9 protein-coding genes are annotated in these 16760 nt (G+C 40.9%); all 9 read left to right on the top strand.

All coding sequences use genetic code 11. The features are described 5' to 3' along the window. Window positions 1–206: 206 nt before the first annotated feature. The 9 genes from AAH582_RS17105 (at window position 207) to AAH582_RS17065 (ending at window position 16734) form a co-directional block, all read left to right on the top strand. Window positions 207–3467, top strand: a complete 3261-nt coding sequence (locus AAH582_RS17105; RefSeq protein ID WP_343319016.1) for a SusC/RagA family TonB-linked outer membrane protein — start codon at window positions 207–209, stop codon at window positions 3465–3467. Between the two features lie 12 nt (window positions 3468–3479). Then, window positions 3480–5378, top strand: a complete 1899-nt coding sequence (locus AAH582_RS17100) for a RagB/SusD family nutrient uptake outer membrane protein (RefSeq protein ID WP_343319014.1) — start codon at window positions 3480–3482, stop codon at window positions 5376–5378. A gap of 90 nt (window positions 5379–5468) precedes the next feature. Further along, complete coding sequence (locus tag AAH582_RS17095; RefSeq protein ID WP_343319012.1) at window positions 5469–6656, top strand: DUF4959 domain-containing protein; 1188 nt, start codon at window positions 5469–5471, stop codon at window positions 6654–6656. A 47-nt stretch (window positions 6657–6703) separates the two neighbouring features. Continuing rightward, entirely contained in the window at window positions 6704–7870 is a 1167-nt protein-coding gene (locus AAH582_RS17090) for a DUF4998 domain-containing protein (RefSeq protein ID WP_343319010.1), read from the top strand. 205 nt (window positions 7871–8075) lie between these two features. After that, on the top strand, window positions 8076–8936 hold the full coding sequence (locus AAH582_RS17085; RefSeq protein ID WP_343319008.1) for an AraC family transcriptional regulator: 861 nt from the start codon (window positions 8076–8078) through the stop codon (window positions 8934–8936). 275 nt (window positions 8937–9211) lie between these two features. After that, window positions 9212–11527, top strand: a complete 2316-nt coding sequence (locus tag AAH582_RS17080; protein WP_343319006.1) for a GH92 family glycosyl hydrolase — start codon at window positions 9212–9214, stop codon at window positions 11525–11527. Between the two features lie 62 nt (window positions 11528–11589). Further along, window positions 11590–12996 (top strand): alpha-L-fucosidase, encoded by a 1407-nt coding sequence (locus AAH582_RS17075; RefSeq protein ID WP_343319004.1) that lies wholly within the window; start codon window positions 11590–11592, stop codon window positions 12994–12996. An 84-nt stretch (window positions 12997–13080) separates the two neighbouring features. Beyond that, a complete protein-coding gene (locus AAH582_RS17070; RefSeq protein ID WP_084823251.1) occupies window positions 13081–14337 on the top strand; it encodes a DUF2264 domain-containing protein in 1257 nt (418 codons plus the stop codon). Window positions 14338–14445: 108 nt separating this feature from the next. Further along, window positions 14446–16734, top strand: coding sequence for a glycosyl hydrolase family 95 catalytic domain-containing protein (locus AAH582_RS17065; protein ID WP_343319002.1), 2289 nt, complete (start codon window positions 14446–14448; stop codon window positions 16732–16734). Window positions 16735–16760: the final 26 nt, after the last annotated feature.

Raw genomic sequence — 16760 nt, 5'->3', positions numbered from 1 at the left:
GTTTGGATAAGTTAGCATCAATAGTCGTTAAGATATAGGTTGTCCTACTACTGTGTATTCCTGAAATTTAAGTAAATGAAAGGAGGTCAGTATGTTGTTGTAACAGCAAATAACCAATTTATAACAATACCTTAAGCGAACCATACGCAATCATTATCGGTATTGTTTCAACCTAATTAGTAGAGTATTAACCAAAACTTTAGATTATGATGAATTGTTGCTTTTCTCAAAAGCGACCAGGGAATAGACTGTCTATTCCGAATGTCAATGTTTTCAAGCCATTATTGATGATTATTTTCAGTACGGCCTTGACCACACACGCAAAGCCTGCTTTAAGAAGTGCGCTGTCTATTGATCCTTATCTTAAACCCACAAAGGAAATTACCTTAATTAATAAGCTTTTAGCCAAAGACCGGATTATTACGGGGACGGTACGAGATTCATTGGGTAATGTGATCCAAGGGGTAAGCGTGTCATGCAAAGAAGTCCCTGGCCGAAGTGCAATGACAGATAAAGATGGTAGATTTTCACTCGCCCTGCCCAAAGAGGCCGCGACACTAGTTTTTGTCTATGTGGGTATGAAAAGAGAAGAAAAATCGATTGGGGATCAATCTATTGTCGATATCGTCTTGTTTCCCGAATCAAAAAACATTGATGAAGTATTGGTCGTGGCATTTGGTAAACAAAAGAAAACGGAACTTGTCGGGGCTGTTACATCTATTAAGCCATCAGAATTAAAAATTCCGTCAAGCAATTTGACTACAGCACTTGCTGGACGGCTTGCGGGGGTTATTGCATATCAACGAAGTGGGGAGCCGGGTGCAGATAATGCCGATTTCTTTGTACGTGGAGTGACCACCTTTGGTTATAAGGTTTCTCCCCTTATTCTCATCGATAATGTTGAAGCAACATCAACAGATTTAGCAAGATTGCAGGTCGATGATATTGCAAGCTTCTCTATTATGAAGGATGCAACTTCGACAGCACTTTATGGGGCCAGAGGTGCCAATGGTGTAATTCTAATTACAACAAAAGAAGGTAAGGAAGGGAAAGTAAATCTGTCTTTCCGTGCAGAAAATTCAATGTCACAAGCAACGAGAAATATTGAACTCGCAGATCCGATTACCTACATGAAATTGGCTAATGAAGCGAGTTATGCCCGTAACCCACTGGGTGGATATATTTATCAAAAATCTAAAATAGACAATACGGAGCGAGGAACCGATCCTATAGCCTATCCGATGACCAATTGGCAAGATATGTTGCTCAAAGATTACACGATGAACCAACGGTATAACCTGAATGTGAGTGGCGGTGGTAAAGTGGCTCGATATTATGTTGCAGGCGCACTGGCGCAAGATCATGGTATTATGAAAGTCGATCCCATGAATAATTTTAATAGTAATGCCAATTTAAAAACCTATTCCTTACGGACGAATGTAAACATTAATTTAACACCGACAACAGAAATGATTGCCCGTCTCTCGGGAACTTTCGACGACTATCGTGGACCTATCGATGGAGGAACAGACATTTTTAAGAAAATTATTCGATCAAATCCAGTCTTATTCCCGGCCCGTTATGAACCGACTGAGGATACGAAATATGTAAAGCATATCATGTTCGGTAATTATGGTGATGCAGAGTACAATAATCCTTATGCTGATCTACAAAAAGGCTATAAAGATTATTCGCGTTCGAATATGTCAGCTCAGATTCAACTTTCCCAGGATTTCTCATTTTTGTTAAAGGGATTGAGCGCACGTGGAATGTTCAATACCCAGCGCTATTCTTATTTTGATGTAAAGCGTCTGTACAATCCATATTTTTATACCCTAATGAATTATGACCGCGCGACAAAATCTTACACGCTACGGGGAATTAATGAGTTGGGAAATACGCTAAAAGGGGTTCCTGCCGGCACTGAATATCTCAATTATCAGAATGGAGAAAAAGAGGTTTCAACTAATTTTTACAGTGAGCTTTCTGTAAATTATAAGCAAGTCTTTAATAAGGTGCACAGTGTTAGTGGTATGTTGATTGGATTGGCAAAGAGTAGCCAGGTCGGTGGTGCTACTGATTTACAAAGCTCATTACCTTTCAGAAATCTTGGACTTTCGGGGCGATTTACCTATGTCTACGATGAACGGTATGCGGCTGAATTTAATTTTGGTTATAATGGATCGGAACGTTTTCATACATCGCATCGCTTTGGATTCTTTCCATCGGCAGGTCTAGCTTATACGGTTTCCAATGAAAAGTTCTGGAGTCCGTTAAAAAATATACTCCCACTTTTCAAACTCAGGGCGACCTATGGGCTTGTCGGAAATGACCAGATTGGAAGCCCTACTGATCGCTTCTTTTATTTGTCCAATGTGGACATGAATAATGGTAATAATGGTGCAATTTTCGGAACGTTAAATGGTTATTCACTTTCCGGTGTAGATGTGAAACGCTACGCAAATCAAGATATTACATGGGAAACTTCCCAAAAAACCAACTTTGGATTGGAAGCTAAGCTTTTTGGAAAACTGGGGATACAAGCTGATTTATTTTCAGAGCATAGAACAAATATCCTCATGGATCGAACCTCTATTCCGACAACCATGGGCTTGTCGGCTGGAGTGCGTGCAAATGTTGGTGAGGCATCTGCAAAAGGTTTAGACGCATCTTTTGATTACTCACAAAACTTTGGAACAGATCTTTGGATAAAAGGAATGGCCAATTTTACTTATGCCACAAGTAAATTTAAGGTTTATGAGGAACCTCAATATCAAGAAAGAAATAAGCTTCATGTCGGATATTCTTTGTCACAAACTTGGGGATATATTGCTGAGCGTCTTTTTATCGATGAGATGGATGTGGCCAATTCTCCAAAACAAAATTTTGGGCCCTATGGCGCGGGAGATATCAAATATAGGGATGTTAACAAAGATGGGCAAATCACAAGTTTGGACGAGGTGCCCATTGGTTTTCCGACTTCACCGGAGATTGTCTATGGATTTGGAATTTCCGCAGGTTATAAACATTTTGATATTTCTTGTTTTTTTCAAGGTCTGACCAGGGAATCCTTTTGGATAGATCCAGCTGCAACTTCGCCTTTTGTTGATAATCAAACGGCATTGCTACAAGCTTATGCGAATAACCATTGGAGCGAGGAAAACAGGGACATCTACGCCTTGTGGCCAAAATTAAGTACTAATGTGAATGTTAATAATACTCAAAAAAGTACTTGGTTTATGCGCGATGGTGCATTCCTCCGCTTGAAATCTGTTGAGTTGGGGTATACCTTACCGAACTCTTTTACACAGAAAGCACATTTGTCTAATGTGAGGTTCTATCTCAATGGGTCAAACCTGTTCCTGTGGAGTAAGTTCAAGGAATGGGATGTTGAAATGGGTGGGAATGGTTTAGGCTATCCTGTTCAACGTGTGATCAACTTAGGTGTCAACTTATCCATTAATTAACCTTTAAACGATATGAAATTATATAAAATACTGATCTTAGGGGTACTGATCTTTTCTGTCGTCTCTTGCAAGAAATATCTGGATGTGATTCCGGATAATATTGCAACGATTGACAATGCATTTAGTCTCCGCAATCAAGCAGAAAAATACTTGTTTACCTGTTATTCGTTTTTACCGAAACTGGGGGATATGGAAAATCCGGCATTTTTGGGATCAGGGGAGTTTATTACACCTAATCCTGGGATTTCACCCTTAGACGCCAACCAAAAACTTATCGATCTGGCCTATGGACAGCAAAATAAAGTAAGCCCAATTTATAATGCTTGGGATGGTGAAAATGGTCCCCGATCGTATTATCAAGGTATTCGCCATTGTAATATTTTTTTAGAAAATATTGGTCGAGTCCCTGACATTAAAGAATCTGAACGGAATAAATGGATAGCCGAAGTAAAGTTTCTAAAAGCCTATTATCATTTTAGTTTATTGCGGATGTATGGACCTATTCCTGTTATCAAAGAAAATCTGCCAATTTCCGCTTCTGTGGAGGAGGTGAAGGTGAAGCGCGAGCCAGTTGATACTGTCGTTAATTATATTGTACAAATTTTAGACGAAGCAAGTACTGATTTACCAACTGTCATCGCAAATCAAGGAGATGAGCTTGGTCGGATCACGAAACCTATCGCTTTGTCTGTCAAAGCGCAGGTGCTCATATTGGCCGCAAGTCCATTATTTAATGGAAATTCGGATTATGCAAATTTTAAAAATAAAGATGGACAAGCATTGATTGCGACAGCTTTCGAATCTAGTAAATGGCAAAGGGCCGCCACCGCTTGTAAGGAAGCGATAGATGCCTGTCACGAAGCTGGAAATACCATCTTCTATTTCGAGCCTCCATTTAATATGAAATCACTCAGCGAAGCTACGCAATATTGCATGAACATTCGTGGTGCTATTACCGAAGATTGGAATAGTGAAACAATCTGGGGCATGTCCAATTCAAAGTCCAATACAAGCTGGCTGCAGAATATAACCACACCTCGTTCGGAAATACAGGAAGTTTCAGGGGCACTGCTTGCTGCAACTATTAATTCGGCAGAAATGTTTTATACACGAAACGGTGTTCCGATTGAAGAGGACAAGACCTGGGACTATAATGGACGTTTTAAACGATTGAAGACAATCTCGCAATCGGATAAAAGCCTAATGAACCCCAATTATACGACATCCTCTTTCAATTTAGATCGTGAACTTCGCTTTTACGCAGATTTAGCTTTCGATCGTTCGTCCTTATTCGGTTTTGGACGGCTGGATGAAACCAATTTATTGTATCTGAATACAATTTGGGGACAAACGAATACGACAGGAAATAATAGCCGGTTTTCCTGTACAGGCTATTGGCCTAAAAAGTTGATTAATTATAAAAATACGGGAAGTAAAGACCGCTATAATATCGTTACTTATGTTTGGCCTGCAATTCGTTTGTCCAACCTGTATTTGCTCTATGCTGAGGCACTAAATGAGGTAGGTGGGCCTTCGGAAGACGTACTTAAATGGGTAGACTTGGTACGAAAACGTGCAGGGCTGAAAGGCATTACTGAATCTTGGGCAAATTTTTCGAAAAATCCAGCTAAACCAACGACAAAAGATGGTTTACGAAATATTATTCACCGTGAAACCTTGATCGAATTTATGTTTGAAGGGGAAAGTTACTGGAGCATGCGTAGATGGAAAGATTTGGATCTGATGAATCAGCCGAGAACAGGCTGGGATGTATTTCAAACTACGACGGAAAACTTCTACCGCTTAAAAACGATTTTCGTACCTAACTATACTTATCGTGATTTTCTGTTCCCGATCAAAGAGTATGATCTCGCGGTTAATCCTAATCTTGTCCAAAATCCAAAATGGTAAAACTTTAAGAAAAGAGTCAAAAATCGGTTGGTTTTTCTTTCGTTTATAAAGAGGAATCGGTTTATTCATGGCTCATATAGAATAAATTATATGAAAAAGATACTTGCTTTAATCGCAGTTTTATTGTTTTGTGGGCTAATTTATTCCTGCAAAGAAGAACTGGTCAATAAACCTTTATTTAATGACAATACCAAACCTTCGCCTGTTTCAGATGTAAAGGTTATGAATACAGAGGGTGGAGCGATTATTACCTACAAACTCGCTGATGACCCTTCGATATTATATGTCAAGGCTGAATATAAAGTAAATGAAACTATTAGTAGAACGGCGAAATCCTCTTATTATTCAGACACGGTTCGGGTGGAAGGATTTGCCAAGGAAGGTGCTTATAAGATAACGCTTCGTACAGTAAGTCGTAATGAAATCGTGTCAGAACCAGTAGAAGTAACGGTTAATCCGCTTACACCACCCTACTTGTCTATTGCGAAGTCATTGGAATTGTTACCTGATTTTGGTGGAATCAATATCGCCTATAAGAATCCTAAAGAAAATGAAGTGGGAATTGTCATTCTTGCAGACTCTCTTAACACACTTGAATACCTCGATACGAAATATATTAAAGATGCGAAGGGTAATTTTTCAGTACGAGGGTTACCATCAAAAGAGAAGACTTTTGGTGCCTATGTTCGCGATCGTTGGGGCAATGTTTCCGATACCATTTTAGTGAAGACTACCCCCTATAATGAAGTCGAGCTTGATCGAAGTAAGATTTCTACTTTATCACTTCCGGGAGATATTGTGGGATGTTGCGGTTCTTCTCCAAGTGTACCGTTGACTGGAAATGGTGCATCAGACTGGGCGTTATATGGCGAGGCCACGGCATCAACTAAACTACCTAGTCGAATTACTTACGATTTGGGGCGTACCGTAAAAATGAGCCGTTTTAAATTATGGATTCGCGTCAACGGTATTGCAGAATACATCAATGGTACGCCAAAGATGTTTCGAATTTATGGTAGTAACAATCCTAATCCAGATGGTAGCTTGGACGAAAGTTGGATGCCCTTGGGAGATAGCTATGAACTGGTCAAACCTTCAGGTCTACCTTACGGAAAACGCAATGCGGAAGATGATGCCGCCAAGTATAATGGATTTGAATTTGTATTGCCTTTGCCGGCGAAGTCTATTCGATATTGGCGGTTTGTTTTGATTTCCAATTTTGCACAAGGTAACAGTATGGATATTGCTGCACTTAAGTTTTGGGGAGATCCACAGTAAGTATGTGAACAAATAGAGATTTTTTGTAGAAATGAAATGACAAACCAATGAAGAAAAACTTAATATTTTTAATTATTTGCACGGGAATACTAAGTTCTTGTACAAAAATGGACCATTCCTATAAACCTTATCTCGAAGATGGCGAGCGTATATATCCGGGGATGCCATCTGGAGTAATGGTAAATACAGGTAAAAATAGAGCACAGGTTCAATTTGCGAAAAGCCAAGATCCTAACGTAGAAAATTATCTTATCTATTGGAATGATGGTGCTGATTCGGTTTCTGTGCCACAGGCGAAGGATCTTGACACGATAAGGACTACCATTGCAAATTTGAAGGAACAGACCTATAATTTTGAAATTTTGTCGGTCGATAAAAATAGTAACAGGTCTTTACGAGTATTAAAATCCGCCAAAGTGTATGGCGATGGATACGAGGCATCGTTATTTAATCGTAGCATTGTCAAAGCATCTGTGGAGGATGCTAATAAAGTTAAGATTGAATTTGCAGCTGCAGATATTGGAAATGTATCGACAGAGATTACTTATACCAATGACAAGGGAACTGCGGGTCGATTGGTTATCCCCAGCACTGAGAACGTAGCTATGATCAATGATTGGAAGTTGGGAACTAAAGTGATGTATCGGTCTCAGTTTAAACCTAATGTTACGGCCATCGACGTTTTCAATGTTAAAGAGGAACAGAAAATGCGTGTACAAAAAGATGTGTCGTCAATCTATTTGAAAAACTATAAACAACCATTTCTATCCATCCAAACTGAAAATCGCTTTCGTGATCCTAAAGGTTGGATAGTCAATGCAACTGTTCAAAATCATGGTGGAATGGGCGGTTGGGCGTCGAATGATAATACGGTATTGTGCATGGAATCTGGGTGGGGGGTACCCAATATCATCAATGGTAAGTTGTATCAAACAGTTGTGTTATCTAAGGGTGACTATGGTGTGGAGATTGATCTCGGATCGAATGGCGTAAATAATTCCCAGGTTCGGATTGTTGCTGCAGCAGGAAATACACTACCTGATTTTACGGCAGATTTTCAGGTTCCCTCCGCTTTAGGGACTGGGAATTTAGGCGGTAAAAAAATGGAGTTCTCTATGACCATGGATGGGACAGTCTCATTGGGATTTTTGGCTAATATGGTCGGCGATCAGTATTGGCGTGTTTCCAAGGTTGCCTTATATCAATATTACTGATTTGTATCTAATTGAACGAAACCTGTCCGAAGCGAAAGTGAAAGACAGGTTTTTCTGTTTTAGCCGATTTCCTTTTCGTAAATTAATGAAATGTGATCTAGTTACTAGGGAAATGTTTTTTTCAGTCGTCAGTCAATTAAACAAAGGAAGAATAAGCTCAGGCTAAAATTCTAGACAGACTGTTACTAACCAATCATTTCTCGTTATGAATACAATTTATGAGCACTTTTCTTTTCCTCCGAATCAGTCCTTTACTATTCGAATGGATGACTATACCCTGGAGGAAAAACAGCATTTGCATAAACATGCGAACTATGAAATTGCCTTGATAGAAAATGGAGTGGGGACTAGGTTTATCAATGGCAGTGCCGAAACTTTTCACGGGACGGATCTTGTGTTGATTGCGGGAGATGTTTCGCACTGCTGGAGATATCAGGGGACCGTTGATGAACAACAACAGGTTCGGATTATTGTGGTCCATTTTTTTCCAGATTTTCTAGGTAAAGGATTCTTGCATATTCCCGAAGCCAAGGCGATTAGCAAATTACTCCAACGGGCGAAAAAGGGGATTGTTTTCCATGGCGATGTGTTGGATAAAGCAAAATTGATCCTGGAAAAAATGTTGACTGAAAAAGAAATGGGACGGGTTCTACTTTTTCTCAAATTGATGGATTTGTTGAGCAATACATCATCTTGTAGAGTCTTGAACGACGCAAGTCAAGAGATTGTCTATAGTGATTTTGAAACGAAAAAAATGGATACTGTACTACAGTATATTTTAAATAACTTTAATCGCCAGCTTTCTCTTGTAGAGATGGCCGCTATCACCGCAATGGCTCCCAATTCCTTCTGTCGATATTTTAAGCTAAAAACCGGCAGACGTTTTTCTGACTTCATAAAAGAGCTTCGGATTAATCATGCCGCAAAATTGTTGGTGCAAGGAAACTATAGCATTTCAGAATCCGGTTACCTAAGTGGTTATAATAATATCTCTAATTTTAATAAGCATTTTAAGGAAATCAAAGGCATGAGTCCACGGCTATTTAAGAAAATGCGGGTTGTCTGATGAATAAGTGAATTTGAGGAAAAAACATATGTGACAGTTCAAACGTTTTCGTAGAAATATAGCACCAGATCAGCTGTTTTTTTATGTCGATATTTATTATCTTGTTCCAGTTTTACAGCCTATGGCAAACTTTTGGTCGAACAGAATCAATTGCTTAATCGCTTTTTAATTTAGCGAATGTAAGGGAATTAGCGATTTTCTGTTTCTTTTTGAAATAAAAATGCAACCGGTTGTTTTAATCAGATTACGCAGGTTGAATAATATAAACCACTTTTATGATATACCGTATTCAATTCAGTGTTGTTTTATTTTTCGTGATTTTTAATTGCTATGCGCAGTCTAACTATATCAATCCGTTTATCGGCGCGGTCACAAGTGGTGAAAAAGCGGAAACGGGGGGACATGGCTTTGGTAAAACTTTTCCGGGGGCGGCGACTCCATTTGGCCTAACACAGGTTAGTCCTAACACGATTACCGGGGGAGACAATGGTTCTGGATACAACTACGAACATACCTCCATCGAGGGATTTGCTTTTACGCAAATGAGCGGTATAGGCTGGTACGGTGATTTAGGTAATTTTTTGGTGATGCCAACAACGGGAGAACTGAAAACTTCCGCGGGTAGCCTCGAACATCCAGAAAATGGCTACCGTTCCCGTTTCGCTAAAAAAGATGAAAGAGCCCGTGCAGGTTACTATGAGGTACTGCTTTTAGATTATAATATAAAGGCCGAAATGACTGCTGCACCACATAGTGGAATGCTCCGGTTTACTTTTCCTAAGCACCAAAAGTCACGGATTCAGATTGACTTAGCTCGGCGTGTAGGCGGGACATCTACGGAACAATATGTGAAAGTAGTGGACAACCATACCATTCAAGGATGGATGAAGTGCACACCCGAAGGTGGCGGTTGGGGAAATGGGGATGGAAAGGCAAATTATACCGTCTATTTTTATGCCCAATTTAGTAAGCGTTTTATTGAAACAGGGGTATGGAGTTGTGCCATTCCAGAAGGGCAAAAACGTAAATTACAGGATGTCACAAGTGCAAGCTACCAAGACATGGTGGCCAAATCTGTCGTTACCAAAAATATCGGTATCATGGAAGGGAAGCACTTAGGTTTTTATACCGAATTCCCCACGCAGGCAAATGAACAGGTATTGATGAAAGCCGGAATTTCATTTGTCAGTATGGAGGGGGCAAAAAATAATCTTCAAACAGAAATCAAAGATTGGAACTTTAATAATGTATTGCAGCAAACGCAGAAACGATGGGATGATGCTTTGGGAAAAATAGGTGTCCTTGGTGGGACAGAGGATGAGAAGACCATTTTTTACACGGCTCTGTACCATTCGATGATCGATCCGCGAGATTTCTCGGATGTAGATGGAAAATATGTTGGCGGTGACGAGCATATTCATCAAACGAAAGATTTTACCAAAAGAACGGTATTTAGTGGCTGGGATGTTTTTCGAAGTCAGTTTCCATTGCAAACGATTATTAATCCGACTATCGTAAACGATATGATCAATTCTTTGGTTACATTGGCAGAAGAAAGTAAACACAATTATTTAGAACGTTGGGAATTTTTGAACGCTTACAGTGGCTGTATGATCGGAAACCCTGCTGTATCGGTTATTACCGACGCTTATAGGAAAGGGATAGCCAACTTTGATGTAGAAAAGGCTTATAAATATGCGCGGCAAACGGTTGAAAAATTTGGAAATGGTGAAAAGGTAACTACCGGTGGAATTTCGACGACATTGGAATATGCTTATACAGAATGGTGTCTGTCGCAATTGGCGGCACGATTAAATAAAACGACCGATGAGCATTTATATGCGCGTCGTGCGCAAAGCTACAGAAACCTATTTGATCCAACAGTTGGCTGGTTTCGACCGAAAGAACAAGATGGTACATGGAGTAAATGGCCAGAGACGGGGCGCTTAACTCAAAATTACGGCTGTGTTGAGAGCAACCCTTATCAGCAAGGATGGTTTGTCCCTCATGATGTGGATGGGCTTGTAGGCCTTTTGGGTGGAAAGGAAAAAGCCATCGCGGATCTTAATAATTTTTTTGAACTTGCTCCACAAGACATGATGTGGAATAATTATTACAACCATGCCAATGAACCAGTACATCATGTACCATTTTTATATAATCGGGTAGGAGCTCCCTGGCTTACGCAAAAATGGACGCGAGAAATTTGTTCGCGTGCGTACCACAATTCAGTTTATGGTTTAATCGGTAATGAAGATGTGGGGCAGATGTCCGCATGGTATGTTTTGGCGGCCTCTGGCATACATCCCGTTTGTCCGGGCGACACACGCTACGAAATCACAAGCCCCGTATTTAATACAGTCACCTTTAAACTTGATCCCAACTATCATTCTGGGACACAGTTTGTAATCAAAACAGAAAATAATTCGCCTGAAAATCGCTACATCCAAAAAGCTGAACTTAATGGCGTCCCTTATAACAACTGTTTTATAGATCACCGTGAAATCATGCGAGGTGGGACCTTGGTACTGTTTATGGGAAGTGAACCTAATAAACAATGGGGGCTTGGTAAAGCTTTTGAAACACAATAAATACTAGGGCGATGTGGGGTGTTAATCGTCTTATTGTATAAAATGACTAAAGATTTTATTTTATGATAAAAAAACTGAAAACTTCCATAGTGGCGGTTCTACTGGCTGGCACTGCAATCGGGCAGCAAGCTCCGGCACCATTTTTACCTATTCCAAATCCCGCACAATTGCGATGGCACAAAGCCGAATATATTATGTTTGTTCATTTTGGCATGAAGACATTTTATCCGAGTGACAACCATATGGGGACTGGAGATGAAGATCCAAACCGTTTTAATCCGGTACAATTCAATACAGACCAATGGGCTAAAGTGGCTAAAGAAGGCGGTTTTAAAGGGATGGTGCTAACGACAAAACACCACGATGGGTTTGCAAATTGGCAGACGTCGACCACAGACCATGGGGTTGCTTCTTCGGCTTGGCAGAAAGGAAAGGGAGATGTTGTGCGTGATCTGGCTAATTCCTGCCGAAAGAATAACCTCTATTTTGGATTATATGTCTCTATTATCGATCATCATTTTAACAAATATGGCTCGCCAAAACATCAATCCTATGGTGATTATTATTATGACCAAATTGAGGAGTTAAGTACCAAGTATGGCCCAATTGATGAATATTGGTTCGATGGATTTAATGCAGATAACCTAAAAATGGATTATCCTAAAATTGGACGAATGATCGTGGCGAAACAGCCCCATGCAGTGGTCTATGATTCTGGTGTTTTGGTCAAAACTATTCCGGATCGCTGTATCGCATGGCCAGGAAATCATGGTGGAATCAAGCCAGATCAAAATTACCGCCAATTAATCGACGGTGTGATGCGCTGGTATCCGAATGAGGCTTCCATTATCCTGCAGGGAAACTGGTTTCATATTGGTCAACCTGCCGTGAGTCTAGAAAAGATGAAAGAGTATTATTTGACTTCTGTTGGTTACGGTTCGACTCCATTAATGAATGTTTCGCCCAATGCACGGGGATTAATGGATGAAGAAACAGAGAAAACCCTGATCGCGTTTAAATCCTGGGTGGATCAATTGCACAATAGCAATCCTGCATTCAAAAAAAGGGCAACAGACGACGGCCATCGTGGCAATTCGAAAAAGTATGCAGCTTCACAAGTGAATGATGGAAATTATGACAGTTATTTCGCAACAGATGATGGCGATGATAAAGCAAGTATAACGATCGACTTAGGTAAGAAAACAAAAATTGATGGTTTTATCTTGCAAGAATACATTCCACTTGGTCAGCGGGTGGATGATTACAGTATTGAATGTCGTGTTGATGGGAAATGGGTTGAAGTTTTTCAAGGAAAGAAAATTGGGTATAAGCGTATTATATTGGCAGGAGGGGCTTCGGCAAAGGACATTAAATTTCCAGTATCAGATGCGGTTCGACTGCATGTCAATAAAAGTTTGGCTTGCCCGTTAATCAATAATTTTCAAGTGATTGCTTTGGGAGGAGTCTAGTATTTTGTTTAGATTTATGTACTGTAAACATGATGTAAATCTAAACAGAATTGATAACCAATCGCTTAGATCAAACCCAGACGAATGAAATATGTTAGATTGCTTGCCTGCATAACCTCCGTGTTTTATGCCGTGATAGCTCAACACGTAGTCGCTCAGCAGACTACTACTCTTCCTGCAACAATTGAACAAGGAAATCAAGATCGTGAATATTGGACAGGACTACTTTACAAAATTGTATCTCCGGTGATCCATAACCTCGCTTCGGGAACACTGAAAAAGAATATGCCGCTGGAAAAGGCTCCAGGGTATATGTTAAAGGCTGAGCAGGTTACCTACCTGGAAGCTGTGGGGCGTACCATGGCCGGTGTTGCGCCTTGGTTGTCGCTTCCTGATGACAATACGCAAGAGGGGAAACAGCGTAAAGAATTGCGTTTGGCATTGCTAAAAGGAATTGCCAATGCCGTGAATCCAACGAATCCCGATTGCTTGGATTTCAGCAAGGAGCAACAACCCATTGTCGATGCGGCATTTATGGCAGAAGGCTTTTTAAGAGCGCCTCAAGCACTTTGGGAACCTTTGGACGCAACTACAAAATCAAGGATTATCCATAATTTTAAAAGTCTGCGCAATCGCGCCGCCTACTATAACAATTGGTTGTTATTTTCGGCATTGACAGAAGCCTTTTTGTTACGGATAGGTGAAGATGCTGATCCCATGCGTATCGATATAGCACTGAAGAAAATGGAGGAGTGGTATCTGGGCGATGGCTGGTACAGTGATGGACCTCATTTTGCCATGGATTATTATAATAGCTTTGTCATTCAGCCGATGTTGGTCGATATCTATCGTACGCTCATGGATGTAAAGAAGACGGGTAGCAAGGAATATGATGTAGTGCTAAAACGTATGCAACGCTATGCCACTTTTCAGGAACGGATGATTGGTGCCGATGGAAGTTTTCCGCCATTTGGTCGTTCGATAACTTATCGAACGGGTGCTTTCCAGGCTTTGGCACAGGTGGCGCTTATGGGTAGGTATCCGGAAGGACTGTCTCCGGGACAGATTAGAAGCGCGATGACGGCTATGCATCGTCGAATGTTCGATTCCTGTTCAAACTTTGATCCAAATGGATGGTTATTGCTGGGATTCTGCGGCGCACAGCCGGAAGTTGCGGATACCTATACTTCGACTGGAAGTTTATATATGACTACCCTCAGTTTTTTACCTTTGGGATTGCCGGCAAATGATCCATTCTGGACAAGTAAATTGGAAGACTGGACAACAAAGAAAGCTTGGCGAGGTGAGGCGTTTAAAAAAGATTATAAAGTTGGTTATTAAGATAAGTCGAATTACCTGCTATTCCTTCGAGAAAGCTTGCCTAATGATTTTCTTACAATTGTTCTAGGGAACGGTGGGAGTGAGTCGTCTTTTAACTAAAGCATTATCATGAAATCGCCAAATCTTAAGCTCGTTTTTTTAACCTGTTTCCTTGGTTTTAGTTTTTACGCGCCAGGTCAGGCTCAGCAAAACGCTGTACAACAAGGACTATTGCAAAAAAGTAAAGCTGTTGTATCGCAATATGTAGCCAATTTCGATCGACCAGCAGTACGGATACCATCCCAAGTTGCCGTGGATGCCCCATTGTTGGGTAATGGCAGTACTGGAGTGGCAATTGCAGGTACGCCCGATAAGCAGACCTATTACCTGGCAAGAAATGATTTTTGGCGGTTAAAATCTGGATTTAACGAATCTTACCCTGCTGTATTGGGTAAGGTAGAAGTTGCCGTTCCAATGTTAAAGAAGGCGAGTTATGAGGTTAATGTGGATCTTTATACAGCAATTGCAACATCAACCTTTCAGGCAGGAGATACGTTGCTGGAGATCAGATCCTTTGTTTCAACGAAAGATGACTGTTTGATTTTACGGCTTAAAAATAAGGGAAAACAACAAATCAAGGGGCAGATAAATTTGCTTCTCCCTGCCGAAGACCAATTTAAAAACAATCCACCAGCTGAGTCACTTTTCCCTGCTGTCACTCAGCAGGAGACGAGAGGAAATGGAACAAAATTGATCTGCAGGGGCTTTGAGGAGCTGGTCGATATTCCGACAAAGGCTGCAGCTGCTGGAAAAATAATCACACAGCAGCAACCTGCTTTCAACTTACATGCAGGCGAGTCGCTAACCTATGTATGTGCCTTGTCTTCCAATTTCAAAAGTAAGAATTGTGTGGAAAAGGTGCTTAAGACCCTGGATGGTTTAGATCAAAAAAATGTAAAGCAGCTCGAACGCGAACATAAAAAGTGGTGGGCAGATTTTTGGTCCGAGTCTTATGTTGAAATTCCTGATAAAGTGATCGAAAAACAGTATTACCTGTCTCACTATGTGATGGGATCCTGTAGCCGCGATCCACAATTTGCCCCGCCCATCTTTGGAACCTGGATTACCCGCGAGATTCCCAATTGGAATGGTGATTACCATTTGAATTATAACTATATGGCCCCTTACTATGGACTTTATTCTTCCAACCATCTTGGTGCTGCTGGTTCGTATGAGCAACCGCTGCTCGACTTTATGGAACGGGGTAAGTTCTACTCAAAAGAAATAACCGGGATTTCGGATGGATTGCTATATCCGGTGGGAATAGGTCCGAAAGGGATGGAAACAACTCGTCAGAATGCAATCATGGAAAGCGTATTTGGCGGATATATCCAAGGGGGACAGGTAGAGCATAAAGGCTTATTCTTTGGTCAGAAAAGCAATGTGTCCTATGGTGTAACCAATATGGCTACAGCGTTTTATACGACTTACGATCGTAAGTATGCGGAAAGAATATATCCTTATGTGCGTGGTGCAGCTGTGTTTTGGAGCAACTATGTAAAGAAAGATGAAAATGGTCGTTATGTGATTTTTAACGATGCAATTCACGAAGGAACAGTGGGGGATAGCAATCCAATTCTAAGCCTTGGACTGGTAAGGCAAACACTGCAGCTGGCTACCGATCTGAGTGCCTATTTGGATTTGGACCGCCAGCTGGCGGCGAATTGGATGCGGGTCAGGGAGAATCTTGCTACTTTTCCGGTTCAGGAAAGAGATGGTCAACCTGTATTTCGTTATACAGAAAAGGGCCCAGCATGGTGGAATGATAATACATTGGGCATACAGCATATTTTTCCGTCCATGCAGATTGATCTGGAAAGTGATCCGCGTTGGATTACCATTGCGCGTAATACGATCGAAAAAATGGGGCGTTGGACAGATAACAATGGTACTAATAGTTTTTTCCCCGCGGCAGTTCGGGTGGGTTACAGTGCTGATAGTATATTGTATCATTTGCATCGATATAGTCAACATACTTATCCCAATGGGTTTCAACTGAACAACCCGCATGGTATAGAAAATTGTAGTACTGTGCCGACAACCATTAATCAGATGTTATGTGGCGTCCATCAGCAGGTGCTAAAATTATTTCCTGTATGGCCCAAACAACAGCATGGGCAATTTGGCAACCTACGTGTGGACGGCGCCTTCCTTGTGTCATCAAAACTTGAAAATGGAGTTGTCGCCTACGTCGAGATCTTAAGTGAGCAAGGGCGGAACTTGATTCTTGACAACCCTTGGCCCGGACGTAAAATTTCTTGGCGCAAAAACGGAAAAATAATGCAGCCTTTGGAGGGCGATCGCTTACGTATAGCAACGAAAAAAGGAGATCGTATTCACTTGATAGTTGCGGTCTAGATATGCAGAGGGGAACTGTTGCTGTT

Source organism: Sphingobacterium multivorum, assembly GCF_039511225.1.
Classification (GTDB): Bacteria; Bacteroidota; Bacteroidia; order Sphingobacteriales; family Sphingobacteriaceae; genus Sphingobacterium.
The sequence above is the reverse complement of the archived record's forward strand: the minus strand, read 5'-3'. Positions and strand labels throughout refer to the sequence as shown.